Source organism: Nocardia sp. JMUB6875, from assembly GCF_041154655.1.
Classification (GTDB): Bacteria; Actinomycetota; Actinomycetes; order Mycobacteriales; family Mycobacteriaceae; genus Nocardia.
This window is the reverse complement of the sequence record NZ_BAAFGR010000097.1, coordinates 1-24,524: the sequence shown is the minus strand read 5'-3', so window position 1 is coordinate 24,524 and position 24,524 is coordinate 1. Positions and strand designations below refer to the sequence as shown.

The following is a 24,524-nucleotide window of genomic DNA, read 5'->3' as shown; positions in this document are numbered from 1 at the left end:
TCACCGGTTCCATCATCGAAAAGCGCTGCCCGCCTGGGGTTCCCGGCGGGTAGCGCGTTTTCGTGTGGTCAGAGGATCAGGCCGATCAGGCGGGTCCAGTCGATGCGAATCTCGATCGGCATGTCCATGACGGTCTCGCCGACGAACGGGTCCAGGCGGCGGTGCGGGCGGTAGTGACCCAGGACCAGCACATGGGTCTGGATCGCGTGCACCCGGTCGCGATCCATGTAGACCAGCCAGTACCAAGGGATTCCGGCCAGCGCGTACTCGGCCTGCTTGTCGGCGGTGTCGACGCGTTCGGTGGCCGGGGAGACCACCTCGATGGCGATCTTCACGCGCGGCGCCTGCAGCGGCCCGACATCGGCTGGGGCGCAGGAGAACAGCACCACGTCCGGGCGGCGGACGGTGAGCCGCGGGTGCTCCCACAGCAGGACGTCCTGGTCGGCGCCGACGTAGAGCCAGCCGTCGTTGTAGCGGCTCATATGGGTTTCGGCGGCGGCCTCGAGCATGGAGGTGAGCCGGCGCGCGGCATTGCGGTGCGGTAGGGGCGGCGATTCGGCGCGCACCACATCGCCGTTCACGACTTCGACCAGCCGGCAGAAGTCGCGGGGCAGCTTCTTCCAGACGTCGAGCGTGATCGGTTCGGGCTGCAGGTTTTCCGCCCTCGCCCATTCGAGTACTCCGGACATGCGCGCTCCCTCGGCTCCTGGATCGGGCGGGCTGGGCGACGACTGCCGCGCCGATACTAAACCGGGAGCGCTGACAAACGAGCCGTTCGGAACTTTCCCCTGCGCAGCATCGGCGCGCCGCGCGGGACGGGCCGATCGGGGGGCCGTTCGGACCTCAGTCGATTCGCACTGTCAGAGACGGATATCCGGTCGCGCCGTCGGGGACGACGTCCTGGCGTTGGTCGGTCTGGGTCTCGCCGGTGCCGTCGGTGGCGCGCGCCCAGATGGTGTGGATGCCGCTGCCGGTGGCGTCCCAGTCGAAGGCCCACTGCACCCAGGTGTCGATGGACGGGGCCGCGGCGAGCCGCGCGGGCTGCCAATCCCCCTGGTCGATGCGGACTTCCACGCCCTTGATACCGCGGTGTTGCGCCCAGGCCACCCCGGCGACGGTGAGTCTGCCGGGTTGGAAGGTGCCGTGCGCGCGGGGTGTGTCGATGCGGCATTCGGTCTTGATCGGGCCCCTGGCCGACCAGCCGCGCTTGGTCCAGAACGCCTCGGCGCGATCGAATCTGGTGATCTCCAGTTCGGTCACCCACTTGGTGGCGGAGACGTATCCGTACAGGCCGGGCACCACCAAGCGCGCGGGATAGCCGTGGGCGGTGGGCAGCGGTTCTCCGTTCATGCCGACGGCCAGCATGGCGTCGCGACCGTCCATGAGCACGGCCAGCGGGCTGCCGGCGGTGAAGCCGTCGATGCTGCGGGAGAGCACCATGTCCGCGTCGGGATGCGGTCCGGCGGCGGCGATGATCTCATCGAGCCGGTAGCCGAGCCAGCGGGCATTGCTGATCAGGTCCCCGCCGACCGGGTTGGAGACGCACGCCAGCGTGACCAGCCGCTCGATGGGGGTCCTGGCCGCGAGATCGGCGTAGCTCAAACGGATTTCGCGGTCGACCATGCCGTGGATGCGCAGCGACCAGTCGTCCTTGCTGACCTGCGGGACGGTGAGGGCGGTGTCGATGCGGTAGAAGTCCGCGTTCTTGGTGAGATACGGCGTGAGGCCCGGAATGTTCAGCTCCGCACCGGGTTCGACCGACAGCTCCGGCCCGGTCGGCGACGGTAGCTGCACATCGGCGCGCTCGGCCGACACATCGCGTGAGCGCAATCCGATGAGCCGCCCGGCCACCCCGCCGACCAGTGCGGCGGCTCCGGCGACGGCGAGCCCGCGTAGCACCTGCCGCCGCTCGGTCGGAATGTCCTCCGCGGCAACTTCATCGAGTGCGGTGATGCGTCGAATCATGCTGCGCAACACCATAATTCCGGCCCACACGCCGAGGATCGAGGGGAGCGTCCAGGTCCAGGCCGCGTTCGGCCGCCCCAGCGCGGCCAGGGTGGCGAGCAGTCCGAACACCGCGAACAGCGCCGATCCCAGCGGCCGCTTCTCCCGCTCGATCACGCCCGCGATCCCCGCGAGCACGACGGCTACCACGCCCATCGAAACGAACAGCAGCAGTTTGTCGTTCGTCCCAACGAGCCCGATCACCCACTCGCGGAACCCGTCCGGCGTGTGATCGACGATCCACCCGCCGACCGCCTGCAAGGGCGTGCTGTCCGGGCTGACCAGCACCGACACCAGCTCGGCCACGCCGAGCGCGACGCCACCGGCGACAATTCCCCCGGCAATCCGCATTCCACGATCGGCCACGAAACCGACCCTACTGCGCGGGTCGGCCCGCGAACCGGCGTGAACGATTACGGAACAGTGACGTGGCCGCGGGCCATCACATCTGGGCGTTGCCGGTGTAGTTGACCATCCACGGCACCGAGAACTTGTCGGTGAGCATGCCGAACGCCTCGGCCCACTGGACCGGGCCGAACGGCATCTCCACCTTGCCCTCGACGGCGAGCGCGTTGAAGAGGCGCTCGGCCTCCTCGGCGGAGTCGGTCTCGAGCTGCACGGTGAAGGCGGGCTTGGAGTTGTCGATCTCGGTGCCGGGCGGGCAGTCGGAGAGCATGAGGATATTGGTCTCGCTCAGCGGCAACTGGGCGTTGGCGACCCGGTTCAGCACGTCCTCGGGCATATCGGCGGGGGTATCGCCCATATCGCGGAAGCGGGTGATGATCGGCTCGATCCCGAAGACGGACTGGTAGAAGTCGACGGCCTCTCCGGCGTTGCCGTTGAACAGCAGGTACGGGTTCACTGCGGGCATGGTTACTCCTTCATCGGTAGTCGGTGGGTGCGGCGGCACCCGGAAGCTTGGACGCGGGAGCCGCACGAAAATCATCGGCCGTCGCACGAAAAATTCGGCCGATATGCCAGAAATACCGTGATTCAGTCGGTTGACTTGTGCCGCTGGTAGTAGCGCGCCACGCGAACCCGATTGCCGCACCGCTCGGGTGAGCACCACTGGCGACGGGGATGGGCCGGCAGGAACAGCATCACGCAGTCCTGAGCGCCGCACTGCCGGATCCGGCCGACGGCCGGATCGGTGAGCAGCGTGGTGGCGGCATCGGCCAGGTGAGCAGCCAGCCGCGCACCCGGATCCCCCAACCGGGCAACGGTTTCGGCGAGCTCGCCACCGATCCAATCCAGGCGGCGAATAGCGGGCGCGGCCGCCTGCGCATCGGCAAGCACGCGCAGCGCAGCATTCGGCGGTCGACGGCCATTGCGCACAGCATCCAGCGCCGCGGCGGTGTGCTCACGCACGGCCCGAACGGCCGCCACATCGGCCTCACTGAGCTGCCGCGGCGGCGGTTCGGGCAACCGATCAGACTCCAACCGCAACCAATCCGCCAGCTGCGCAGGACTTTCCAGCAGATCGACACCAACGGGCCGAGTATTGATCAAATCCAGCGCGAGAGGTTCACCGATCAAAAGTTCGGGATCAGCCACGCTCCTAATGCTACACCGACGCATTGACGCGTTAGACAGCTTCAGGGACGGTGCGCGTTTTGGACTGTTCGTTTCAAAACGTGTTACGGTGGGTGGTATGGCACGGCCTAAGCAGTTTGATGAGGAGCGCGCGGTGGATGCTGCGATGCGGGCGTTTTGGACTGCCGGGTATGAGGGGACCTCTACACAGGATCTTTGCGAAGCGACCGGGTTGGGGCGGAGCAGTATCTACAACACCTTCAGTAGCAAGAAGGACTTGTTCGAGCGGGCTCTGCGGCGGTACATGGCGGACAAGAACGCGGGCACTTTCGCGATATTGGACGGTCCAGGCTCGGCGAAGGAGAAGCTCCGCGCGCTGTTGTGGCAGGTGATCGAGGCGCCCGAGGAGGATCCACTGGGGTGTCTGGTGGTCAATGCGACCGTTGAGATGGGGCCTCGGGACGAGGAGGTTGCGCGGCTGCTGCGGGTTGATCAGGAGCGGCGGTTGAGTGCGCTTACCGCGGCGATTTCGGCCGGGCAGCGTGATGGGGACATCGATAAGCGCAGGGACGCAACCGAACTCGCACACTTCGTGATCGCCACCATCGGCGGGATGCGGGTCGCCGCGCGGGGCGGGGCGGGGCAGGAGACGCTGGAAGCCATCGCGAACACGGCCCTGAGTTGCCTGTGACGTTCTGATCTAACACTGCTGTGCCACTTCATTTTTCATCTGCGCATGTTTTGAACTGAACGATCCAAAACCTGAAGGAGGGGCTGCCATGCCAATGGCTGTCTATATCCTGGGCCTGGCTATCTTTGCTCAGGGCACCTCGGAACTCATGCTGGCGGGACTGCTAACTGATATCGCGGGTGACCTTGGGGTCTCGATTCCACAAGCGGGACTGCTGATTTCGGCTTTCGCCATCGGGATGCTGCTCGGTGCGCCGATTCTGGCCGTTGTCACACAGCGGTGGTCGCGGCGGACGGCGCTGCTGGCATTTCTTGCGGTATTCGCGGCGACGCATGTGATTGCGGCTCTGACCTCGGATTACTGGGTGTTGTTCGCGACCCGGGTGGTGGGGGCGTTCGTCTACGCAGGGTTCTGGTCGGTGGGTGCGGCCACCGCTATCGGGTTGGTGCCGGAGACGGCACGCGGGCGGGCCATGAGCATTGTGGCGGGCGGATTGACGGTCGCCACCATCATCGGGCTGCCCGCCGGTACGTTCATCGGTCAGCATCTGGGGTGGCGGGGCGCGTTCTGGACCGTGGCGTTGATGTCGATCGCGGTGATGGTCGGGGTGATCGCCAAGGTGCCTGATGCTCGTGCGACCAGTGCACCCCGGATTCGGGAAGAGTTGCGCGCCTTGGGGACCGGGCCGGTTTGGCTGCTGTTCGGGACCACCATGTTGGCGACTGCCGCGTTGCTGGTTACCTTCGGTTACCTCGGCGCGCTGCTCACCGACACCACCGGGCTGGGCGAGGCGTGGGTGCCGGTTGTGCTGGGGGTCTATGGTGCGGGCAGCCTGTTGGGTATCGCTGTTGGTGGCCGGACCGCTGATGCTCACCCGATTCGCACTCTGCTGGCGGGGATTTCGGGTGTGATCGTCACGTCGGTGCTGCTGGCGCTCACCGCGACGCACATCGCTCCGGTCGCAATCCTGGTATTTCTGTTGGGCGCCTTCGGATTCGGCACCAACCCGGTGCTGAACAGCCGAGTGTTCGCCCTCGCCCCCGCTGCCTCCACCCTCGGCGCGGCGGGCAATGTCGCCTCGTTCAATGTCGGCATCACCGCGGGCCCTTGGCTGGGCGGCCTGGCCATCGGGGCGGGCATGGGCTACCAGTCGGTCGCGTGGATCGGCGCGCTACTCGGCACGGCCGCACTGGGTTTGGTCGTGTGGTCGCAGGCACTACGACCGAAGACAGTCACGCCGACCCGAGCCTCGCACGAGCTCGCCGAGATCGGCGGCTGACCGGAGACCTTCGAGCATGAAAAAGGGCGCTGCCGGTGGAAAGTCCACCGGCAGCGCCCTTTTCGACTCCGACTAGGAGTAGATCGCGTCCACGTCGGCCGCGTACTTCTTCATGACCACCGCGCGCTTGAGCGACAGCTTCGGGGTGAGTTCGCCGCCCTCTTCGGTCCAGTCGATCGGGAGGATGCGGATCTTCTTGATCGCCTCGGCGTGCGAGACCAGCTTGTTGGTGGCCGCGACCGCGTCATTGATCTCGGCGACCAGGGCCGGGTTCTCGATGACGTGCTCGATCGGGGTGTCGGCGCCAATGCCGTTGCGCTCCAACCACGCCGGGAGGGTGTCCTGGTCGAGGGTGACCAGCGCGCCGATGAACGGCTGGCCGTCGCCGACGACCATGACCTGGCTGATCAGCGGGTGCTGGCGCAGGGAGTCCTCGAGCATGGTCGGGGAGACGTTCTTGCCGCCCGCGGTGACCAGGATTTCCTTCTTGCGGCCGGTGATGGAGATGAAGCCGCTGTCGTCGATGGCGCCGAGGTCGCCGGTCTTGAACCAGCCGTCGGCGTCGAAGGCGTCCTTGGTGGCTTCCTCGTTCTTCCAGTAGCCGGAGAACACGACCGGGCCGCGGATGAGCAGCTCGCCGTCCTCGGCGACCTTGGCGCCGTGGCCGGGCAGCGGGCGGCCGACCGAGCCGACCTTGATGAAGCGCGGGGTGTTCACGCTGACGGCGGCGGTGGATTCGGTGAGGCCGTAGCCCTCGTAGATGGTGACGCCGGCGCCGCGGAAGTAGTGACCCAGGCGCGAACCCAGCGGTCCGCCACCGGAAACGGCCGACTCGCACTGGCCGCCCATGGCCTCGCGCAGCTTGCTGAAGACCAGCTTGTCGAACAGCATGTGCTGGGCCTTGAGCAGGATGTTCGGCCCGCTCTTCTCCTGCGCCCGGCTGTAGGCGATGGCGATCTCGGTGGCGTAGTCGAAGATCTTGCCCTTGCCGCCGTCGTGCGCCCTCTGCTTGGCGCCGTTGAACACCTTCTCGAAGACGCGCGGCACCGAGAGGATGAAGTGCGGCTTGTACGCGCCGAACTGCTCGACCAGCGTGGACCAGTCGGAGGTGTGGGCGACGGTGACGCCGGCGTCGAACGCGGCCAGCGCGACGGCGCGGGCGAAGACGTGGGCCAGCGGCAGGAACAGCAGCGACTTGCGGCCGGGGCGCAGGAACTCGCTCATGGCGGAGCGGTCGGCGGCCGACTCGGCGTACAGGTTGGCGTGCGAGAGCATGACGCCCTTGGGGCGGCCCGTGGTGCCGGAGGTGTAGATGAGGGTGGCCGGGGAGGCGGCCTTCACCTGGGCACGGCGCTCGTGCACGAGCGCGTCGTCGAGGTCCTTGCCGCGGGCGATCAGGTCGGCGATCGCGCCCTTGTCGATCTGCAGGGTCTCCTGCAGATCACCAAGTCCGCCTTCGATTTCCGCGACGGTGGCACGGTGCTTGTCGTTCTGGACGACGATCGCCTTGGTGCCGGAGTCGGACAGGATCCAGCGCACCTGCTCGGCGGAGGAGCTGTCGAAGATGGCGACGGTGCAGCCGCCGGCGGCCCAGATGGCGAAGTCCAGCACGACCCACTCGTAGCTGGTGGGAGCCATGATGGCGACGCGGTCACCGAGTTCGATCCCGGAGGCGATGAGGCCCTTGGCAACGTCGGTGACGGCCTTGGCGAATTCGGTCGCCGTGACGTCGTTCCAGCCGCCCTTACCGTTCGGAGTGTTGAAGACGACCAGGTCGGGCGTCTGCTCCGCATGCCGGAAGGCGCCGTCTGACATGTTGGCGTTTTCCGGAATGGTGTAGGTAGCCGGGACTTCGAACTCTCGCATCGCTGCCCTTCCACAGTGGGTTTACTCGCGGGTAATTTACGCCACGCTCACATGTAACTGCCCGCGGACCGTCCGAACCGGTTCTCCGGCCGTCCGGTGTTGTGTCTTTTCCCTATCCTATTGACCGGCTTTGAGCTGGTCGCAGGGCCTGCCGGAGGAACTGCCCGAGCTCGACCGTGACCGCGGCCGCAGCGGCGGCCAGACCCGCCTGCAATTGAGAGACATGCCACAGGCCGCGCGTCTCGGTGAACTCGGTGGCGACGCCCGCCGCGCGCAGTTGCGCGACGAGCCGCGTGCACTGGTCGTGCAGCAGCTCGTCCACATCCGCCTGGACGTAGGTCGGCGGCAGTCCGCGCAGCTCGCCGAGCATCGGCGCGTAGCCGGTGTCGGAGCCGTCGCCGCCGCCGAGATAGGCCGCGGCGCAGGCGCGCGACCACGGCTTGTTGATGACCAGATCGCGGGCGCGGGTGGGCACCTCGTTCGGGTCGCCCCACGGCGCGATCAGACCCAGCGCGGCCGGAGTCATGCCGTGCCGGTCGCGCAGCCGCTCGGCCAGCGCGAGCGAGAGCCCGCCTCCGGCCGAATCACCGGCCACCGCAATGCGATCGGGCCGGTACCCCGCGGCCACCAGTTCCAGGAACGCCGCCTCGGCATCCTCGAGCGCCGCCGGGAACGGGTGCTCGGGAGCCAGTCGATAGTCCAGAACCTGGACGGCACAACCGGTTTCACGAGCCAGATAACCCGCCAGCGCGCGGTGCGTGACCGGCGAGCCGACGGTATACCCGCCACCGTGCAGGTACAGCACGGTGGCGGAGTCCGAAACCGGGCCCACCGTCACGCGTTCGGCGGGACGGCCGCCCAGCCGCACCCGATCGACATGGGTACCGCGTGGCGCACGCTGCGCCACCGCTCCCCAATCCATCAGTGCCCGTTGGACATTGAACGGGAGCCGGTGATGGAGCATGACCCGGAAGACCGGATTCAATGCGGCACGGACGAGGGGCAGCGGCAGTGTCACATCGGGCATGACGGAGCGTCTTTCAGTTGTCTAGGGCAGGAAGCGCTTCTGCACCACAGCGGAAATCCGCTGGTAGTACGAGGCGGTAGTGCGCACGAACAAATCCAGGGCCTTGGCCTCCCAGCCGATGAGCACCCGGCCGTGGCCCTTGCGCACGGCCTCGGTGATGGTCTGCGCGGCCATCTCCGGGGTGTGCATGGCCAGCTTGGAGTCGAAGAGCGCGGCCAGGTTCTTCTGGTCGAGGCCCTCGGCGACGGTGGCATTGCGGGCGACGGCGGTCTTGATGCCGCCGGGGTGCACGCAGGTGACCTTGACCGGCTTGCCGCTCATCAACATTTCCTGGCGCAGCGCCTCGGTGAAACCGCGCACCGCGAACTTGGCTGCGTTGTAGGCACTCTGGCCGGGAACGGCGATCAGGCCGAAGAGGCTGGAGATGTTCACGACGTGCCCGGCGCCGGACTCGATCAGGTACGGCAGGAACGCCTTGGTGCCGTTGACGACGCCCCAGAAGTCGACGTCCATGATGCGCTCGACGTCCTTGAACGACGTCTCGAGCACATCGCCGTGATGCGCGATACCCGCGTTGTTGTAGATCTGATTGACCTTGCCGAAGTGTTTCTTCACCTCATCGGCGTAGAGCAGCACCGACTCGCGCTCGGCCACGTTGAGGCGATCGGATTTGATCTTCACGCCGAACTTCTCGCAGCGCTTGACCGTTTCGGCCAGGCCCTCGGTGTCGATGTCGGACAGCGCCAGGTGCGCGCCGCGCCCGGCCAGGTTCTCCGCCAGCGCGCGGCCGATGCCGGAACCCGCACCGGTGATCACGCAGACCTTGTCCTTGAAGTAAGCATCGTTGCTCACGATTACCGCTTTCGGTTGTCTGGAGTGGGTGACTTAAACGGCCTGTGCGACAGGCTCGGTGGTCGTGTCGTAGGCCGAGACATCGAAATGCTCCAGCAGACTACGGAACCGGAAGGTGAAGTCGGGCCACAGCGTGGTGTTGTTGCCGTGCTTGTCGAGGTACCAGGAGGCGCAGCCGCCGGTGCTCCACACCGCGCCCCGCAGCTTGCGCTGCAGTTCGCTGTTGAACTCGTCCTGCACGTCCTTGCGCACCTCGACGGTGCGCAGGCCGAGCTTGTCGAACTGTTCGACGGCGTCGGCGATGTAGTTGATCTGCGATTCGATCATGAACACCATCGAGGTGTGGCCCAGGCCCACGTTCGGGCCCAGCATGAAGAACATGTTCGGGTAGTTGTGGATGGCCGAGCCCTTGTAGCCCTGCTGGCCGATGGCGTCGAAAACCTCTGCCAGGGTACGGCCGTCGCGCCCGGCGACGGTGTCGTAGACCGGCGAGTCGGTGACGTGGAAGCCGGTGGCCACGATGATGGCGTCGACCTCGCGCTCCTCGCCGTCCTTGGTGACGATCGAGTTGGCGCGGATCTCCTTGATGCCGTCGGTGACGACGTCCACGTTCTCGCGGCTCAGCGCCGGGTAGTACTCGTTGGAGATGAGCATGCGCTTGCAGCCGATGCGGAAGTTCGGCGTCACCTTGCGGCGCAGCTCCGGATCGCGCACCTCGGCGAACAGCTTGGCGCGGGCCACCGCCTCGAGGGCGAGCATGGCGGGCGGGAACTTGGCCAGGCCGACCACCTGGGTCTCGCGGGCGGCGTAGATGCCGGCGCGGTAGAGCGCCCGCAGCGCCGGAATGTGCTTGAGCGCGAACTTCTCCGGGGCCAGGTACTCGCGGTCGCCACGGGGCAGCAGCCACGGCGCGGTGCGCTGGTACACGTCCAGGTGCGCGACCTTGGGCGCGATGCTGGGGACGATCTGGATGGCCGACGCGCCGGTGCCGATGACGGCGACGCGCTTGCCGGTCAGATCGGAGTCGTGGTTCCAGCGGGCGGAGTGGAAGATCTCGCCCCGGAAGTCGTTGATGCCCTTGATGTCCGGCAGGTTCGGCTCGCACAGCGCGCCGACCGCGGAGACCAGGATGTCGGCGGTGTACGGACCCTGGCTGGTCTGGATCTCCCAGCGAGCGTCCTCGGCGTTCCAGCGCGCGCCGGTCATCTCGCAGTCGAAGACGTGCTTGTCGCGCACCTGGTACTTGTCGGCGACGCCCTGGATGTAGCGCTGGATCTCCGGCTGCTTGGAGAACGAGCGCGACCATTCCGGGTTCAGCGCGAAGGAGTACGAGTACAGCTGCGAGGGCACATCGCAGGCCGCGCCCGGATAGGTGTTGTCGCGCCAGGTGCCGCCCACGTCCTTGCCGCGCTCGAGCACGAGGAAGTCGGTGCGGCCCTGCTGGCTCAGGCGAATGGCCAGGCCCAGGCCGGAGAACCCGCTGCCGACGATGATCACGTGCGCGTGCCGGGCTTCCCGGTTGCCGACAGCTTTGTCTGTAACCTTGCGACTCATATACGCGAGGGTAGGGTCTTATTGAGCGGGAGTCAACAGTATTGACTCGCGTTCAGTAAGCTTGGACTCATGACCAAGGAGCGCGCCGTGAGCAGCACACCGGAAAACCGGGTCAAGCGCGTGCGCCTGAGTCCCGCCGAACGCCGCGAGCAGTTGATCACACTCGGCACGCGCATGCTGCGCGAACGTGCCCTCGAGGACATCTCGATCGGCGAGATCGCCGAGCAGGCGGGCATCTCCCGCGGGCTGCTGTTCCACTACTTCCCCACCAAGCAGGACTTCCACCTCGCGATCATCCAGCACGCCAATGCCACGCTGCTGGAACGCACCACACCCGACCCGGCGCTGTCCATGTTCGACATGCTCCGCGACGCCGTCGAGCGCTACATCGACTACGTCACCGAGAACCGCACCTCCTACCTCGCTCTCCTCCGCGGCCCCGCCAGCGCCAGCCCCGAACTGGTCACCCTGGTCAACGCCACCCGCATGGCCCTGGTCGACCGCATCCTCGCCGAGGCCCCCCTCCCCACCGACGATCCGGACCGCCCCCGCCTGCGCCTGGCCGTCCGCGGCTGGATCGCCTTCGTCGAGGAAACCACCCTGACCTGGCTCCGCGAAGAACCCATCACCCGCGACGACCTCGTCGACATGCTGGTCACCTCCCTCCCCGCCCTGGCCCTGAACGCGGATCTGTCTGCCGCCCTTCAGCAATAACCGGTCCCTCCCTCATCGGCGCGGCCGCGATCAACGCGGCGGGCACGAAAGTCATTGCGGCCCAGCGGCGGGGCGAGGATGCTTGTCGGGATGGGGAGCCAGGCGTTCGACGCCGGGGAATTCGCGGCGGAACTACAGCGGATCATCAAGGCCACAGCCGATGCCGTGTCCACCGAGGGGCCGGTGAATCCACTGGTGGAGAAGGTATTCGGGCATCTGGGCCTGGATCCCGCGGCGGTCACGGTGGTGACGCAGGAGTGGCCGAGCTGGGAGCACGCGAATCTGCAACGCGGGGTGGATGCCTATGTGGGCGAACGTGGATCCGCACCGGACTGGTTCGGGATCGCGGGGGCGCAGCGCTCGGGCGACGACTTCATCGGATTGCTGGCCAACGCCCGGCACGGGCGGTGGTACGAGCTCGGCACGGTCGACTACGCCACGGTCGCCATCGGGCCGGACAAGTCGATCGAGGCGGTGAAGCTGGGGCTGGTGAACGCCACCGCGCCCGACGGCGTACCGGTCGTGCTGTGCGTGCGCGGACCGGACATGCGGTTCGGCAACACCCAGGCCTGCCAGCTGACAGTGCTTGCGGCCGAGCGGGTTACCGCGACCGCCGCCCGCGAGCGCATCGAGGAGCTGATGGCCGAGCACGACGTGTATCGCGGGCAGGTGCTGGCCTTCGGGATCAGCGAGCATCGCGGGAACGAACTGCTCACCTTCCTGCCGCGGCCGCATCTGAGCGCGGCGGATGTGGTGCTGCCCGACGGCGTGCTGGATCTGATCGAACGCCACACCGTCGGCATCGCCGAGCACGGCGCGCGATTGCGGGCGGCGGGGCAGCACGTGAAACGTGGTCTGCTGCTGCATGGTGCGCCCGGCACCGGCAAGACACACACCGTCCGGTATCTGATGGGGCGGCTGCCCGACGCCACCGTCATCGTGATCAGCGGACCCGCCATGCGGCTGATCAATGCCGCGTCGGCGCTGGCGCGGCGGCTGCAACCGAGTGTGGTGGTGGTCGAGGACGTGGATCTGATCGCGAAGGACCGCAGCTACAGCCCGAGCGGAAATCCATTGCTGTTCAGCCTGCTCGACGCCATGGACGGGATCGGCGGGGACGCGGATGTCACCTTCCTGCTCACCACCAACCGGGCCGGGGAGTTGGAGACGGCGCTGGCCGATCGGCCGGGGCGGGTCGATCTGGCGGTGGAGATTCCGCGGCCGGACGCGCGGGGTCGGGCGGCACTGCTGGCGCTCTACAGCAGCGGATTGACGGTGACCGCCGATCTCGAGCCGATCGTGGCGGCGACCGCCGGGCAGACCGCCTCGTTCATCAAGGAGCTGCTACGGCGCGCGGCGCTGCGGGCGATCACGGCGCATCCCGAACAGCAGCAGGTGAGCGTGGACGATGCGGATCTGACCGCCACGCTGGGCGAGATGAACGATGCCGCATCGGCTCTCACCCGTTCGCTGCTCGGCGCGCCGAACGGTCAGGACTCGAACTCGTAGCCGGAGTGGTCGCCACGGGAGGAGACCGCGGTGATCAGGGCGGCCAGCAGGATCATGATTGCCGAGACTTCCAGGGCGACGTCGAGGCCGCGATGGAAGGCGGCGTAGGTGGCGTTGATGACGTCGTTGACTATGGGGCCGTAGGCGGCGGAGGCGGACGCGTCGCCGCCATTGGGGACCTTGCCGGTTTCTATGGCATCGATGACTATCGCCTGGAAATTGGCGGGGATGCCTAGCTGGTTCAGGCGGTCGGTCAGGTCGGAGTTCAGGAACGAATTCACCAGGGAGCCAAGGGCTGCGACGCCGACCACCGCGCCTACCTGGCGCATGGTGTTGGTTGCGGCGGCGGCCATGCCGGAGTGTTCGGGTGGGACGCCGGAGAGGACCGCTGAGGTGAGGGGGACGACGGCGATGCCGAAACCCAGTCCGGCCAGGGTCAACGCCAGGGACAGCTGAGCGAATTGGGGTGAGATGCTCAGCGTTTCGCGGGTCAGGAGGATTCCGGCGGCACCCAGGACGCAGCCGGTGATCATGGGGGTGCGGGAGCCGCGCCGCGCCACCCAGTAGCCCGCGTACAGCGCGCCCAGGATGATGGCTGCGGCCATGGGGGCGAACACTTCCGCGGTGCGCCAGCCCGAATAGCCCACCACCTCTTGGAGATACAGGGCGGTGAAGAAGAAGATCGAGAAGATGCCGAAGTAGACGGCGAAGGCGACGATCAAGGCGCTGCGCACCATCGGGACCTTCAGATAGTGGAAGTCGAACATGGGATTTCGGGCCCGCGCCTCGATGGCGACGAAGGCCGCGAAGGCGCAGCCGCCGATCACGAACAGCGTGATCACCGTGGCCGCGCCGTAGCCGGACTCCTCCCCCGCAATGCCCGCGTAGATCACGCAGCCGAGAAACGCCGAGCCCGTAACGAATCCGGCCAGATCGACCGGACCGGGTTGCGGGTCAGCGGATTCCGGTACGTATCGCAGCGCCGCGGCCAGCACCACCGCGGCGACCGCGAGGTTGAACCAGAACACCGAACGCCAGCCGAATGCCCCGACCAGGACGCCGCCGAGCACCGGTCCCAGCGCCAAGGCCAGCCCGGACACCGCCGCCCAAGCGCCCAGTGCGCGAGCGCGTTCCGCGCGATCCGGGAACACGTGCCGGATGACCGACAGCGTGCCGGGTTCCGAGGCCGCCGCGCCCAAGCCCATGACCGCGCGGCCCGCGATGAGCACCGCCACCGTGGGTGCGAGCGCCGACAGCACCGATCCGGCGGCGAACACCGCGAGCCCGGCGACCATGACACGCTTTCTCCCCCACCGATCCCCGAGCGATCCGGCGGTCAGCATGAGGCTGGCGAAGACCAGTGTGTACGCGTTCACCACCCACTGCAGCGAGACCACACCCGCGTGCAGATCCGACTGGATATCACCGAGGGTGACGCTGACGACCGTGGTGTCCAGGAAGGTCACGAACAGCACGGCCGTCACGGTGGCCAGGGCGACGCGCGGACGCGCCGCCGTCCCGAGCTCGCGCATGTCAGCTGGTGGGTGTGACCGACCCGGTCGAGCAGGGCGCGGGTGGTTTGCCCTGCGTCTCGAGCGAGAGCAGATCGCAGAAGGTGGCGGCCGCGACCTTCCACGCGCCGGCGGCCAGCACTGCGCCGCCCGGCTGATCCTGCAGTGCGGGCGTGCCGTTGAGCGAGACCGTGAACACCACGTCGGCCTTGTCGGTGCCGACCGCCTTCACGCTCGACACGGTCGCCTTGCTGCCCTTGGCGATGGGTGAATCCGCCTGCGCCTTGATGGTGTCGGCGAAGGCCTGCCCGTTCTCGAGCAGCGCGATCTTCTGATCGGCGGAGGTGCTGCCGTCGAAGAACTTCTGGTAGACGTCGGTGACGGCCTGCACCAGCGCGGTGTCTCCGGCGGCGGCCGGAGTGCCGGTTTGGTGGGTGGTCTTGGGTTCTTTGCCCGACACACCGCACCCGGCGAGCACGGCCGCCGTGAGCGCGCACAGCATTGTCGCTGTAAAGGTGCGCAGCGCAAGGGATTTGGATAATGCGATCCGATTCGACATGCCTCGGCCTCCCTGGGCGACGGAACGGCATGAACGACAAATCAGACTACTCGCCCTGTGCGGGCGGCGGACCGAGATGGAAGGCGCGCAAGCTCTTCCCGGGCTAGAGCGAGTGCGCGTCGAGCCAGTCGCGCGCCACCGACGCGGGGACCGCGCCCTGGTCACGGACCTGGTGAATCATGTCGGCCAACTCGGTGGTGGTGAGTTCGCCTGCCACGTAATTGAGTTTGCGGATCTGCTGATCGGTGAGCGCGGCCTTGCGCATGACCGGCAGCACGCTGGCGGCGCGGAAGGCGTAGTCCGGATCGGCGAGCGAGGTCAGATCCACGCCGCCGTCGGGCAGGAACGCGGGCGGCCCGGCCAGCACACCGAGCTGAATCTCGCCGTCGGAGAGAGCTTTTCGCAGGTCGGCGTCGTTGGAGTAGGTGATCGAGTGGGCGAACTCGCAGTGGTAGACGCTGCGCAGCGGGGTCAGCACATCGCGCTGGGGATCGAGCGGGGCACGCAGGGAGTCCAGCGGCGGGCCGGTGGTGATGCCGACGGTCAGCCCCTCGCAGCGCGGGCCCAGATCCTTCAGCGAGGTCGGATAGTCCGGGTTGCGGGAGGCCGCGGCGACCACGGTCGGGCGCAGGTCGGTGCCGTCGGCGGGATCGGAGTCGACGACACCCTCCGGAAGCGCCTTGGACACGGCCGCATTGACGGCGTCGGGTTTGGTGGCGGTCGCGGTGGAGTCCAGCGCGCTCAGCAGGTCACCGCTGACGTCACCGAAGAGCGCGATGGTGTCGGAGTCCAATCCGGCCAGCAGGTCCGGGCGCTGCCCCATGCGGTCCTTGGTCCGCGTGTGCGCCCCGGTTCGCGCCAGCGCCCCGGCGTAGATCTCGGCGATCATCATCGACTCCGCCGAATCCCCCGCACCGACCGTCAATACCGGCCCGGAATCCTTGCTTCCGCAGGCGACGGCGACCGCCGCCACCAGGATGACCAGCAGTGGCCGCGTCAGGCGGCGCGCGAGGGAGGCGGTTGCGGCGGACACGCGCAACAGTCTGCCGCAGAGTGATCCCAGTTCTTCCACAGGGTGACAGTGCCTATCAAAAATAACGGGGCCCCGGCCACGATTGCTCGACCGGATCGGCCAAATGAGCGAAACCGACCACAGGTAGGCAACGTTCACGGGAACACCCGGGCAATATGGACAGTTAGGTCTGTTTCGGGGTGATCTTCGCCCCGCCCGCCGCAGGCACCCCGCTCGGAAGGACGACAGTGCACTCGCTCATCACCACGCGCGCCGACGGCAGGCGCATCTCCCGGACAGTACTCAGGATTCTCGCCGCGTCGGTGGCGCTGGCCGCGGCCATGGCGTTGTCCGCCTGTGGCGGCAGCTCGTCCAACCCGCTCAGCAGCGGGGGCGACTGCGGCGGCGACACCAATAAGCTCACCGTCGGCTCGGCCAATTTCCCGGAATCCGAGACCGTCGCCGACGTGTACGCGGAAGCGCTGCGCGCCAACGGCTTCGGCATCGACACCAAGCTCAATATCGGCAGCCGCGAGGCGTACGTGCCCGCGCTGAAGGACTGCTCCATCTCGCTGATTCCGGATTACACCGGCAACCTGCTGCAGTACCTGGACAAGTCGTCCACCGCGACCTCGCCCGACGAGGTGAATGCCGCGCTGACCAAGGCGCTCGGCGACAAGCTGGCCATCGGCACCCCCGCGCCCGGTGAGGACTCCGACGCGGTCGTGGTCACCAAGGCCACCGCCGACAAGTGGAACCTGAAGAGCATCGCCGACCTGGCCCCGCACTCGGCCGAGGTGAAACTGGCCGCGCCCGCGGAATTCTCCGAGCGTCCGGGCGGGCTGCCGGGCCTGAAGAAGAACTACGGCCTGGACATCCCGACCGCCAACTTCGTGCCGATCGCCGACGGCGGCGGCCCCGCCACGGTGAAGGCGCTGGTCGACGGCCAGGTCACCGCGGCCGACATCTTCACCACCTCCCCGGCCATCGTCGCCAACAACCTGGTGGTGCTGACCGATCCCAAGCACAACTTCCCGCCGCAGAACGTGGTGCCGCTCTACAACGCCGCCAAGAAGAGCGACAAGCTGACCAAGGTGCTCAACGCGGTCTCGGCGAAACTGAGCACGGCCGAACTGATCTCGCTGAACACCGCCGTCTCCGGCACCGCCAAGACCGAGCCCGCCGCGGCCGCCAAGGCATGGGTGAGCGCGCAGGGACTCGACAAGCCGATCGCCTAAGGGAAGGCAAAAGCACGGTGTCCGACATCGAATTCAGCGGCGTCAGCAAGACGTACCCGGATGGCACCACCGCCGTCCACCACCTCGACCTGCGCATCGAATCCGGGTCGTTCACCGTGTTCGTCGGGCCCTCCGGCTGCGGCAAGACCACCTCCATGCGGATGATCAACCGCATGATCAGCCCGACGGCGGGGACCATCACCGTTGGCGAGCAGGATATTTCGCGAATCGATCCGGTGAAGCTGCGGCTCGGGATCGGGTATGTGATCCAGAACGCGGGTCTGCTGCCGCATCGGACCGTGGTCGACAATGTGGCCACGGTGCCGGTGCTGCGCGGGCAGTCGCGCAGTGCGGCGCGCAAGGCGGCGCTGGAGGTCATGGACCGGGTCGGGCTGGATCGCGGTCTGGCGCAACGGTATCCGTCGCAGCTGTCCGGCGGTCAGCAGCAGCGCGTGGGTGTGGCCCGCGCGCTGGCGGCGGATCCGCCGATCCTGCTCATGGACGAGCCGTTCAGCGCCGTCGACCCGGTAGTGCGCACCGAACTGCAGGTCGAAATGCTGCGACTGCAGGCCGAATTGCGCAAGACCATCGTCTTCGTGACCCACGATATCGACGAGGCCATCAAGCTCGGCGATCACATCGCGGTCTTCGGGCCGGGCGGCTACCTGCAGCAATACGATGTGCCGCAGACCGTACTCGCCCAGCCCGCCACCGATTTCGTGGCCGGATTCGTCGGCCGCGACCGCGGATACCGGGAGCTGTCCTTCCGGCCCGCAGATACCGTTCCGCTGCAAGAGCTTTCGACCGTTACCCCGGACCAGGTGCACGACATCCGGCTGGAGAAGGGCGAATGGCGGCTCGTCATCAACGACGCCAAGAAGCCCGTCGGCTGGATCGACACCACCGGCGTGGAGGGCGTCCGCGCCGGGCACCCCCTCGCCGACAGCGTGGCTGCGGGCGGCTCCCTCTTCCCGCCCGGCGGCGACCTGCGCCAGGCCCTCGACGCCACCATCTCCTCCCCCTCGGAAATCGGTGTGGCCGTGGATGATTCCGGTGCGGTCCGCGGCGCGATCTATGCCCGCGACGTGCTCGAACAGCTGCACCGCCAGCGCACCGCCGAGGACGCCGAACGCAACCGCGTCTTCTTCGAGGAGTCCCGGTGAGGTATCTCATCGACAATTTCGACGAGATCGCGGGATACGCGCGTACGCATCTGTATCTGGCGTTGGTGCCGCTGCTGCTGGGGCTGGCCATCGCGGTGCCGGCGGGGGCGCTCGCGCATCGGGCGCGCTGGCTGCGGCGGATCACCACCACGGCGGCGAGCATCGCGTACACGATTCCGTCGCTGGCGCTGTTCGTCATCCTGCCGCCGCTGCTGGGGATCGGGGTCATCGATCCGTTTAACGTCGTTATCGCGCTGACCATCTACTCGGTGGCGCTGCTGGTGACGGCCGTGCCGACGGCACTGGATTCGGTGCCGTCCGAGACCCTCGAGGCCGCCGACGCCATCGGGTACACCCGGCTGCGCCGCGTGCTCACCGTCGACTTTCCGCTCGCGCTACCGGTTTTCATCGCCAACCTGCGCGTCGTCGCCGTCACCAATATCTCGATGGTGACCGTCGGCGCGCTGATCGGCGTGGGCGGGCTGGGCAAGCTGTTCACGCAGGGGTATCAGCGCGACTACCCCGACGAGATCATCGCGGGCATCATCGTCGTGCTGGTGCTGGCCCTGATCGTGGACCGATTGCTGTTCGTACTGGGCAGATTCGCGACGCCGTGGCTGAAAGGTCGTGCGGCGTGAACCTTTTCCTCGACGCCTGGCATTTCCTCACCGACGGCGCGAACTGGTCCGGGCCCACCGGGATCGGGCGGCGGCTGCTCGAGCATCTGTATTACAGCGTGCTGGCCGTGGGGCTCTCAGCGGTGATCGCGGTGCCGATCGGGCTGTTGATCGGGCACACCCGGCGCGGGTCGGCGCTCATCGTGGGATTCGCGAACTCCATGCGCGCGCTGCCGACCCTGGGCGTGCTCACCTTCGTGGTGCTGCTCCTGGGATTGGGCCTGACGCCGCCGCTGCTGGCGCTGCTCACCGTCGGCATTCCGCCGCTGCTGGCCGGGGCCTACGCCGGGATCGCGAATGTGGATCCGCTGGTGGTGGATTCCTCGCGGGCCATGGGGATGAGCGAGCCGCGGGTGCTGTTCCAGGTCGAGCTGCCCAACTCGCTGCCGGTGTTGTTGAGCGGGCTGCGCGCGGCGACGCTGCAGGTGGTGGCGACCGCGACCATTGCCGCCTATGTGAATCTCGGTGGGCTGGGGCGCTACATCTTCGACGGCATCAGCCTGTACCGCTATGACAAGGTCTTGGTCGGCGCGATTCTGGTGGCCGCGCTGGCGCTGGTGCTGGACGGGCTGCTGGCGTTCGCGGTATGGCTGAGCGTGCCCGGGACCGGGCGGCTGCGCAAGGTCACCGGCCGCGTCTGATCCCCCGGTGGCGGGCCATATTTGAAACAGCCGCATTGACCTTTGACTGTGATCGGGGTCACGATGTCTCCTGGCATACCCATCCGAGACAGGAGGCTCGCAGTGAAGGCTCGCGACATCATGCACCGGAGCGCGGAATGTATCCCCGCCGATGAAACCCTGGACCGCGCCGCCCAGGTCATGCGCAATATGGATGTCGGCGCACTCCCCATCTGTGACGGCGAACAGCTGATCGGCATGCTCACCGACCGCGACATCGTGGTGAACTGCGTGGCCATGGGACACGATCCGAGCCGCGTGCGCGCGGGCGATCTGGCCCAGGGGCGCGTGTGGTCGGTGGACGTCGACACCGATATGAACACCGTGCTCGACGTCATGGAGCAGAACCAGGTCAAGCGGATGCCGGTGCTCGATATGCGCAAGGGCAACCAGCTGGTCGGCATGATCTGCGAGTCGGACCTCGCCAAGAACGTCAGCGATAAGCAGCTGGCCGAATTCATCACCGCGGTCGCGGTCCCGCACTAGGTTCCGGTCCCGGTTCGCAGCGGATTCACAGCGAGGGACCGCATTATTGCCGGGTGCAACCGGGACGCATTCTTGTCATCGAGGACGCCGAGGCCATTCGGGCCGCGGTGGGAGCCGGGCTGTCCGCCGCCGGGCACGAGGTGCTCGGGCGCGCGGACGGCGGGCTGCTGGAACAGGACCTCGCGCAATTCCGGCCCGATGTCGTCGTGCTCGATGTGATGCTGCCCGGGCGGGACGGCTTCGCGCTGCTGGAATCGGTGCGGGCGCGGTCGGCGGCGGGGGTGGTCATGCTCACCGCCCGCGACGGTGTCGAGGATCGGGTGCGCGGGCTGCGGGCGGGGTCCGACGATTACGTGGTGAAGCCCTTCGACCTCACCGAGCTGGTGGCGCGGGTCGAGGCGCTGCTGCGGCGGATGGGAAAGCTGCAGAGCCGCATCGTGATCGGGGATGTCGAAGTCGATGTGGACGCGGGCGGCGCCTGGCGGGGCGGGCATTCCTTGACCCTGACAGCAACCGAATTCAAGCTACTGGCGTACCTCGCCGCGCAGCGGGACCGGGTGCTCACCAAGACCCAGATCCTCACGGCCGTCTGGGGATACGAGGATTACGACACCAACCTGGTCGAGGTGCACGTGAGCGCGCTGCGGCGCAAGCTCGAGGAGCACGGGGAACGGGTGGTGCACACCGTGCGCGGGCTCGGGTACACGTTGCGGGCGCCGCGATGAACGCTGCGGGAATGAAGACCGTATCGCTGCGCTGGCGGGTGACTCTCACGGCCGCACTGGTTTCCGGGATCGTTCTGGTCTTGGTGGCGGTGCTGGTGCGCGGATTGTTCGGGCTGGTGGTGGCGCGCAGCGAGAACACGGTGCTGACCGATCGGGTGCAATTGGCGAAACAGCTGGCACAGCAAGGTGTTTCGCCGGAGGAGTTGATCGCGAGGGTTGATACGCATTCGGTGCGGGTGCGGCTGGTCCTCGCCGACGGACGCAGCTACGGGAGCCTGGAACACAAGCTGGCGGAGGACAGCACCACCAAGACCCGCTTCGTCCGGCTGGCCGGGCCGGGGACGCTCAACGACTCGCGGCTCACCCTACAGATCGATACGCCACTGCTGGCGCGGGTGCAGTCCCGGCTGGGATTGCTTCTGCTGCTTGCCTGTTCGGGAGCGATCGCCGTGATCGTGCTCGGCCTGTGGCTGCTCGTGCACAGAGCGCTCGCACCCCTGGACACCATGACCCGGCTGGCCCGCGATATCGCCCACGGCCATCTCGGCCGCCGCCTGAATCCGTCCCGCACCGACACCGAACTCGGCCGCACCGCAGCCGCTTTCGACGAAATGCTCGACGCCCTGGAGGGCGCTCTCCGCGACACCGCCGCCGCCGAATCCCGCGCCCGCGCCTCCGAACAACAGATCCGAGCCTTCGTAGGCGACGCCGCCCACGAACTCCGCACCCCCATCACCGGCGTCCGCTCCCTGGCCGAGGCCGTCGTCCAACAGCCCGCCGACACCGACCCCGAAGACCGCCAGCGCATGCTGCTCCTCCTGGTCCGCGAAACCCAGCGCGCAGGTCGACTGGTAGATGACCTCCTCGACCTGGCCCGCATCGACGCCGGGCTGCAATTGCGCCTCGAGGAGGTGAATCTGCGTACCCTGACCGCCACCCACCTCGACCGCATGCGAATGCTCCACCCGGACATCGACTTCCAACTCACCGGCGACGATCCCACGCCGGTCATCGCCGACCCGGAGCGAATCGGCCAGATCCTCACCAACCTGCTCACCAATGCCTGCCAGGCCATGCGGAACCGAGGCGTCATCGCGACCGACCTCCGAACGGTCTCTGGCACAGTCGAACTCACAGTCTCGGATTCCGGCCCCGGCGTGCCGCCCGAAGACCGCGACCGCATCTTCGACCGCCTGGTCCGCCTCGACCCCGCCCGCGACCACCGCCCCGACGGCTCCGGCCTGGGCCTGTCCATCGCCCGCGGCCTGGCCCGCGCCCACGGCGGCGAGCTGAGCTGCGCCGCACCCGATCTCGGCTCCTCCGGAGCGGTGTTCGTTCTCCGTATCCCCCGTAATGGGCCTATTCCTACATTTACCGCCGACTGATCGCAGATTCCTGCGAATTTCACTGCGGAAATGTAGGTCCAGGCCCATCCGGGCGGCCCACGGCCGAATCAGTGAGCGGCGCGAGGCTCGTTCGGCAGCTGCTCCGGCTCGGCTTCGGCGGTCGCGCCGAGACTCGCCAGCAGGCGCAGGTTGTCGTGGGCGGCGGTGTCCGGGGCGGCCGACATCACGACCAGTTCGGCGTCGGCGTCGGGGAGGGCGAAGTTCTCCTGGTGCAGTTCCATGGGGCCGACCAGGGGATGGTTGTAGGTCTTGCGGCCGTGGGTGCGGGTGCGGACGTCGGCGCGGGCCCAGAGCTTGCGGAAGCGTTCGCTGCGCATGGCGAGTTCGCCTATGAGGGAAGCCAATTCGGGGTCGTCGGGGTGGCGGCCCGCGGCCAGCCGCAGGTGGCCGACGGTGTCGAGGGTGCAGCCGTCCCAACCGGCGAACAGCTTGCGGCCTTCCTCGGTGAGGAAGAGGTGGCGGGCGATGTTCAACCCTTGTGCGGGACGTCCGTAGAGCAGGTCGGCGAGGCGGTTGGCGGCCAGGATCGTCATGCGATGGTCGATGAGGAACGCGGGGGCGTCGGCGACCAGCTCGAGGACCCGCAGCAGTTCGGGGCGCAGCCGGGTGGCGGATGCCGGCCGGGACGCCCGCCCGCTCCGATGCGCGAGCCGGTGCAGGTGATCGCGTTCCACCTCGTCCAGACCGAGCACCCGCGCGAGCGCGTCGAGCACCTGCGCCGAGGGTTGCCGCGCCCGGCCCTGTTCCAGCCGCACGTAGTAGTCGACGCTGACGCCGGACAGGTGCGCGACCTCCTCGCGGCGCAGCCCGGTCACGCGGCGGCGCGAATCCACCGGGATGCCCGCGGTTTCCGGGTCGACCCGGGCGCGCCGGGTGCGCAGGAAGTCGGCCAAATCGTCCATCGCTCCAGTATCGGGCGTGAAACCGACCGACCGGGTGGCCCTGTGAGTACCAGGAAGTCCGGTCCTACGGAAAAAGCGTCCCTGAACGGCGGCGGCCGGGCGCTCCAAGATCGAGGTCACATCGATCCGAGGAGCAGAAATGAAAGTCTTCATCGTGCACGCCCACCCCGAACGCCGCTCGCTCAACGGCGCGCTCACCGATATCGCGGTGGACACGCTGACCGGCGCGGGCCACGAGGTCCAGGTGAGCGACCTCTACGAGATGCGCTGGAAGTCGATCATCGACGCCGACGATTTCGGCCCCGCCGCCTCCACCCCGCTCGACGCCGTCCACGACTCGGGCCGCGCCTACGAAACCGGCACCCTCACCGCCGACATCCGCGCCGAACAGGACAAGCTCTGGTGGGCCGACACCGTGATCCTGCAATTCCCGCTGTGGTGGTACACCATGCCCGCCATCCTCAAGGGCTGGGTCGACCGCGTCTTCACCTACGGATTCGGTTACGGCGTAGGCGAACACAACGAAACCCGCTACGGCGACCGCTTCGGCGAAGGCGCCCTCGCCGGCAAACGCGCCATGCTCTCCCTCACCGTAGGCGGCCCCGAATCCCACTACTCCGACCGAGGCATCAACGGCCCCATAGACGATCTCCTCTACCCCATCCAGCACGGCATCCTCTACCACCCCGGCATGCACGTCCTCCCGCCCTTCGTCCTCTACCGCACCGGCCGAATGACCCCCGAAACCTTCACCGACGCAACCAAAGCCTGGCAAGAACGCCTCCTCACCCTCGAATCCACCGACCCCATCCCCTACCGCCTCCAGAACTACGGCGACTACGAAATGCCCGCCATGCGCCTCCGCGATGGCCTCGAACTCCCCGGCCGCTCCGGTTTCGGCCTCCACCTCCACCGATGACCTGAGCGCGGGTGCGGTGTGGCTGAAGATCGTCTGAAGATGGGCATCAGATTCAGCCCATCTTCAGCCCGGCCAGGCAGATTCGACCCCATGAAACGCACCCTCGCCGCAACCCTGGCGGGCGCCGCCACAGCCACCGCGCAGGCGGGCGGCGACAGCCACACCGGGCGGTAGTAGGGCGTGCGGTCGGAGTAGCAGTTGAGCCGGAACAACAGCA

General features: G+C 67.6%; 24 protein-coding genes. 12 read left to right on the top strand and 12 right to left on the bottom strand.

The genetic code is table 11. From position 1 onward, the window contains the following. Positions 1–68: 68 nt before the first annotated feature. From ACAM49_RS23895 to ACAM49_RS23880, 4 genes are all read right to left on the bottom strand, one after another. On the bottom strand, positions 69–689 hold the full coding sequence (locus tag ACAM49_RS23895) for a Uma2 family endonuclease (protein WP_369637790.1): 621 nt from the start codon (positions 687–689) through the stop codon (positions 69–71). Positions 690–843: 154 nt separating this feature from the next. Then, positions 844–2,370, bottom strand: a complete 1,527-nt coding sequence (locus ACAM49_RS23890) for a molybdopterin-dependent oxidoreductase (protein ID WP_369637789.1) — start codon at positions 2,368–2,370, stop codon at positions 844–846. A 76-nt stretch (positions 2,371–2,446) separates the two neighbouring features. Further along, the gene (locus ACAM49_RS23885; protein WP_369637788.1) at positions 2,447–2,875 is read right to left on the bottom strand and encodes a VOC family protein; all 429 of its coding nucleotides are present in this window, start codon (positions 2,873–2,875) and stop codon (positions 2,447–2,449) included. 122 nt (positions 2,876–2,997) lie between these two features. Further along, on the bottom strand, positions 2,998–3,558 hold the full coding sequence (locus ACAM49_RS23880) for an ABATE domain-containing protein (RefSeq protein ID WP_369637787.1): 561 nt from the start codon (positions 3,556–3,558) through the stop codon (positions 2,998–3,000). Positions 3,559–3,655: 97 nt separating this feature from the next. Here ACAM49_RS23880 and ACAM49_RS23875 point away from each other — a divergent pair, with 97 nt between their 5' ends. Both ACAM49_RS23875 and ACAM49_RS23870 read left to right on the top strand, forming a co-directional pair. After that, complete coding sequence (locus ACAM49_RS23875; protein ID WP_369637786.1) at positions 3,656–4,228, top strand: TetR/AcrR family transcriptional regulator; 573 nt, start codon at positions 3,656–3,658, stop codon at positions 4,226–4,228. 88 nt (positions 4,229–4,316) lie between these two features. Then, positions 4,317–5,507, top strand: a complete 1,191-nt coding sequence (locus tag ACAM49_RS23870; RefSeq protein WP_369637785.1) for a Cmx/CmrA family chloramphenicol efflux MFS transporter — start codon at positions 4,317–4,319, stop codon at positions 5,505–5,507. Positions 5,508–5,579: 72 nt separating this feature from the next. On the opposite strand, the gene ACAM49_RS23865 is transcribed toward ACAM49_RS23870, so the two are convergent. The 4 genes from ACAM49_RS23865 to ACAM49_RS23850 form a co-directional block, all read right to left on the bottom strand. Continuing rightward, entirely contained in the window at positions 5,580–7,373 is a 1,794-nt protein-coding gene (locus tag ACAM49_RS23865; RefSeq protein ID WP_369637784.1) for a long-chain fatty acid--CoA ligase, read from the bottom strand. A 112-nt stretch (positions 7,374–7,485) separates the two neighbouring features. Next, complete coding sequence (locus ACAM49_RS23860; RefSeq protein ID WP_369637783.1) at positions 7,486–8,400, bottom strand: alpha/beta hydrolase; 915 nt, start codon at positions 8,398–8,400, stop codon at positions 7,486–7,488. Positions 8,401–8,421: 21 nt separating this feature from the next. Further along, positions 8,422–9,252: an SDR family NAD(P)-dependent oxidoreductase gene (locus ACAM49_RS23855; protein ID WP_369637782.1), complete on the bottom strand. Its 831-nt coding sequence runs from the start codon at positions 9,250–9,252 to the stop codon at positions 8,422–8,424. A 33-nt stretch (positions 9,253–9,285) separates the two neighbouring features. Continuing rightward, positions 9,286–10,806, bottom strand: coding sequence for a flavin-containing monooxygenase (locus ACAM49_RS23850; RefSeq protein ID WP_369637781.1), 1,521 nt, complete (start codon positions 10,804–10,806; stop codon positions 9,286–9,288). 69 nt (positions 10,807–10,875) lie between these two features. Between ACAM49_RS23850 and ACAM49_RS23845 the strand changes: the two genes are divergently transcribed. Both ACAM49_RS23845 and ACAM49_RS23840 read left to right on the top strand, forming a co-directional pair. Continuing rightward, positions 10,876–11,520 carry a TetR/AcrR family transcriptional regulator gene (locus ACAM49_RS23845; protein WP_369637780.1) on the top strand — a complete coding sequence of 215 codons (645 nt, stop codon included), beginning with the start codon at positions 10,876–10,878 and terminating at the stop codon, positions 11,518–11,520. Positions 11,521–11,610: 90 nt separating this feature from the next. Beyond that, on the top strand, positions 11,611–13,029 hold the full coding sequence (locus tag ACAM49_RS23840) for an AAA family ATPase (protein ID WP_369637779.1): 1,419 nt from the start codon (positions 11,611–11,613) through the stop codon (positions 13,027–13,029). On the opposite strand, the gene ACAM49_RS23835 is transcribed toward ACAM49_RS23840, so the two are convergent. From ACAM49_RS23835 to ACAM49_RS23825, 3 genes are all read right to left on the bottom strand, one after another. After that, entirely contained in the window at positions 13,011–14,561 is a 1,551-nt protein-coding gene (locus ACAM49_RS23835; RefSeq protein ID WP_369637778.1) for an MFS transporter, read from the bottom strand. The genes ACAM49_RS23840 and ACAM49_RS23835 overlap by 19 nt on opposite strands. A gap of 1 nt (position 14,562) precedes the next feature. Then, complete coding sequence (locus ACAM49_RS23830; RefSeq protein WP_369637777.1) at positions 14,563–15,099, bottom strand: hypothetical protein; 537 nt, start codon at positions 15,097–15,099, stop codon at positions 14,563–14,565. A gap of 103 nt (positions 15,100–15,202) precedes the next feature. Further along, complete coding sequence (locus tag ACAM49_RS23825) at positions 15,203–16,132, bottom strand: glycine betaine ABC transporter substrate-binding protein (RefSeq protein ID WP_369637776.1); 930 nt, start codon at positions 16,130–16,132, stop codon at positions 15,203–15,205. A gap of 320 nt (positions 16,133–16,452) precedes the next feature. Here ACAM49_RS23825 and ACAM49_RS23820 point away from each other — a divergent pair, with 320 nt between their 5' ends. The 7 genes from ACAM49_RS23820 to ACAM49_RS23790 all read left to right on the top strand — a co-directional run bounded on the left by ACAM49_RS23820 (position 16,453) and on the right by ACAM49_RS23790 (position 22,465). After that, positions 16,453–17,349 (top strand): ABC transporter substrate-binding protein, encoded by an 897-nt coding sequence (locus tag ACAM49_RS23820; RefSeq protein ID WP_369637795.1) that lies wholly within the window; start codon positions 16,453–16,455, stop codon positions 17,347–17,349. A gap of 17 nt (positions 17,350–17,366) precedes the next feature. Continuing rightward, positions 17,367–18,512 (top strand): ABC transporter ATP-binding protein, encoded by a 1,146-nt coding sequence (locus ACAM49_RS23815; RefSeq protein WP_369637775.1) that lies wholly within the window; start codon positions 17,367–17,369, stop codon positions 18,510–18,512. Further along, positions 18,509–19,150, top strand: a complete 642-nt coding sequence (locus ACAM49_RS23810) for an ABC transporter permease (protein WP_369637774.1) — start codon at positions 18,509–18,511, stop codon at positions 19,148–19,150. Before ACAM49_RS23815 ends, ACAM49_RS23810 begins: the two co-directional genes overlap by 4 nt. Continuing rightward, complete coding sequence (locus ACAM49_RS23805) at positions 19,147–19,830, top strand: ABC transporter permease (protein WP_369637773.1); 684 nt, start codon at positions 19,147–19,149, stop codon at positions 19,828–19,830. Before ACAM49_RS23810 ends, ACAM49_RS23805 begins: the two co-directional genes overlap by 4 nt. A 102-nt stretch (positions 19,831–19,932) precedes the next feature. Further along, positions 19,933–20,355, top strand: a complete 423-nt coding sequence (locus tag ACAM49_RS23800; RefSeq protein WP_245568775.1) for a CBS domain-containing protein — start codon at positions 19,933–19,935, stop codon at positions 20,353–20,355. A 53-nt stretch (positions 20,356–20,408) separates the two neighbouring features. Beyond that, positions 20,409–21,080 (top strand): response regulator transcription factor, encoded by a 672-nt coding sequence (locus tag ACAM49_RS23795; protein ID WP_040812089.1) that lies wholly within the window; start codon positions 20,409–20,411, stop codon positions 21,078–21,080. An 11-nt stretch (positions 21,081–21,091) separates the two neighbouring features. Then, positions 21,092–22,465 (top strand): ATP-binding protein, encoded by a 1,374-nt coding sequence (locus ACAM49_RS23790; RefSeq protein WP_369637772.1) that lies wholly within the window; start codon positions 21,092–21,094, stop codon positions 22,463–22,465. Positions 22,466–22,533: 68 nt separating this feature from the next. Here the strand turns inward: ACAM49_RS23790 and ACAM49_RS23785 are convergent, their stop codons facing one another. Beyond that, the gene (locus tag ACAM49_RS23785) at positions 22,534–23,388 is read right to left on the bottom strand and encodes a helix-turn-helix transcriptional regulator (protein WP_369637771.1); all 855 of its coding nucleotides are present in this window, start codon (positions 23,386–23,388) and stop codon (positions 22,534–22,536) included. Between the two features lie 139 nt (positions 23,389–23,527). On the opposite strand from ACAM49_RS23785, the gene ACAM49_RS23780 reads away from it, so the two are divergent. Further along, positions 23,528–24,307, top strand: a complete 780-nt coding sequence (locus tag ACAM49_RS23780) for an NAD(P)H-dependent oxidoreductase (protein ID WP_369637770.1) — start codon at positions 23,528–23,530, stop codon at positions 24,305–24,307. Positions 24,308–24,524: the final 217 nt, after the last annotated feature.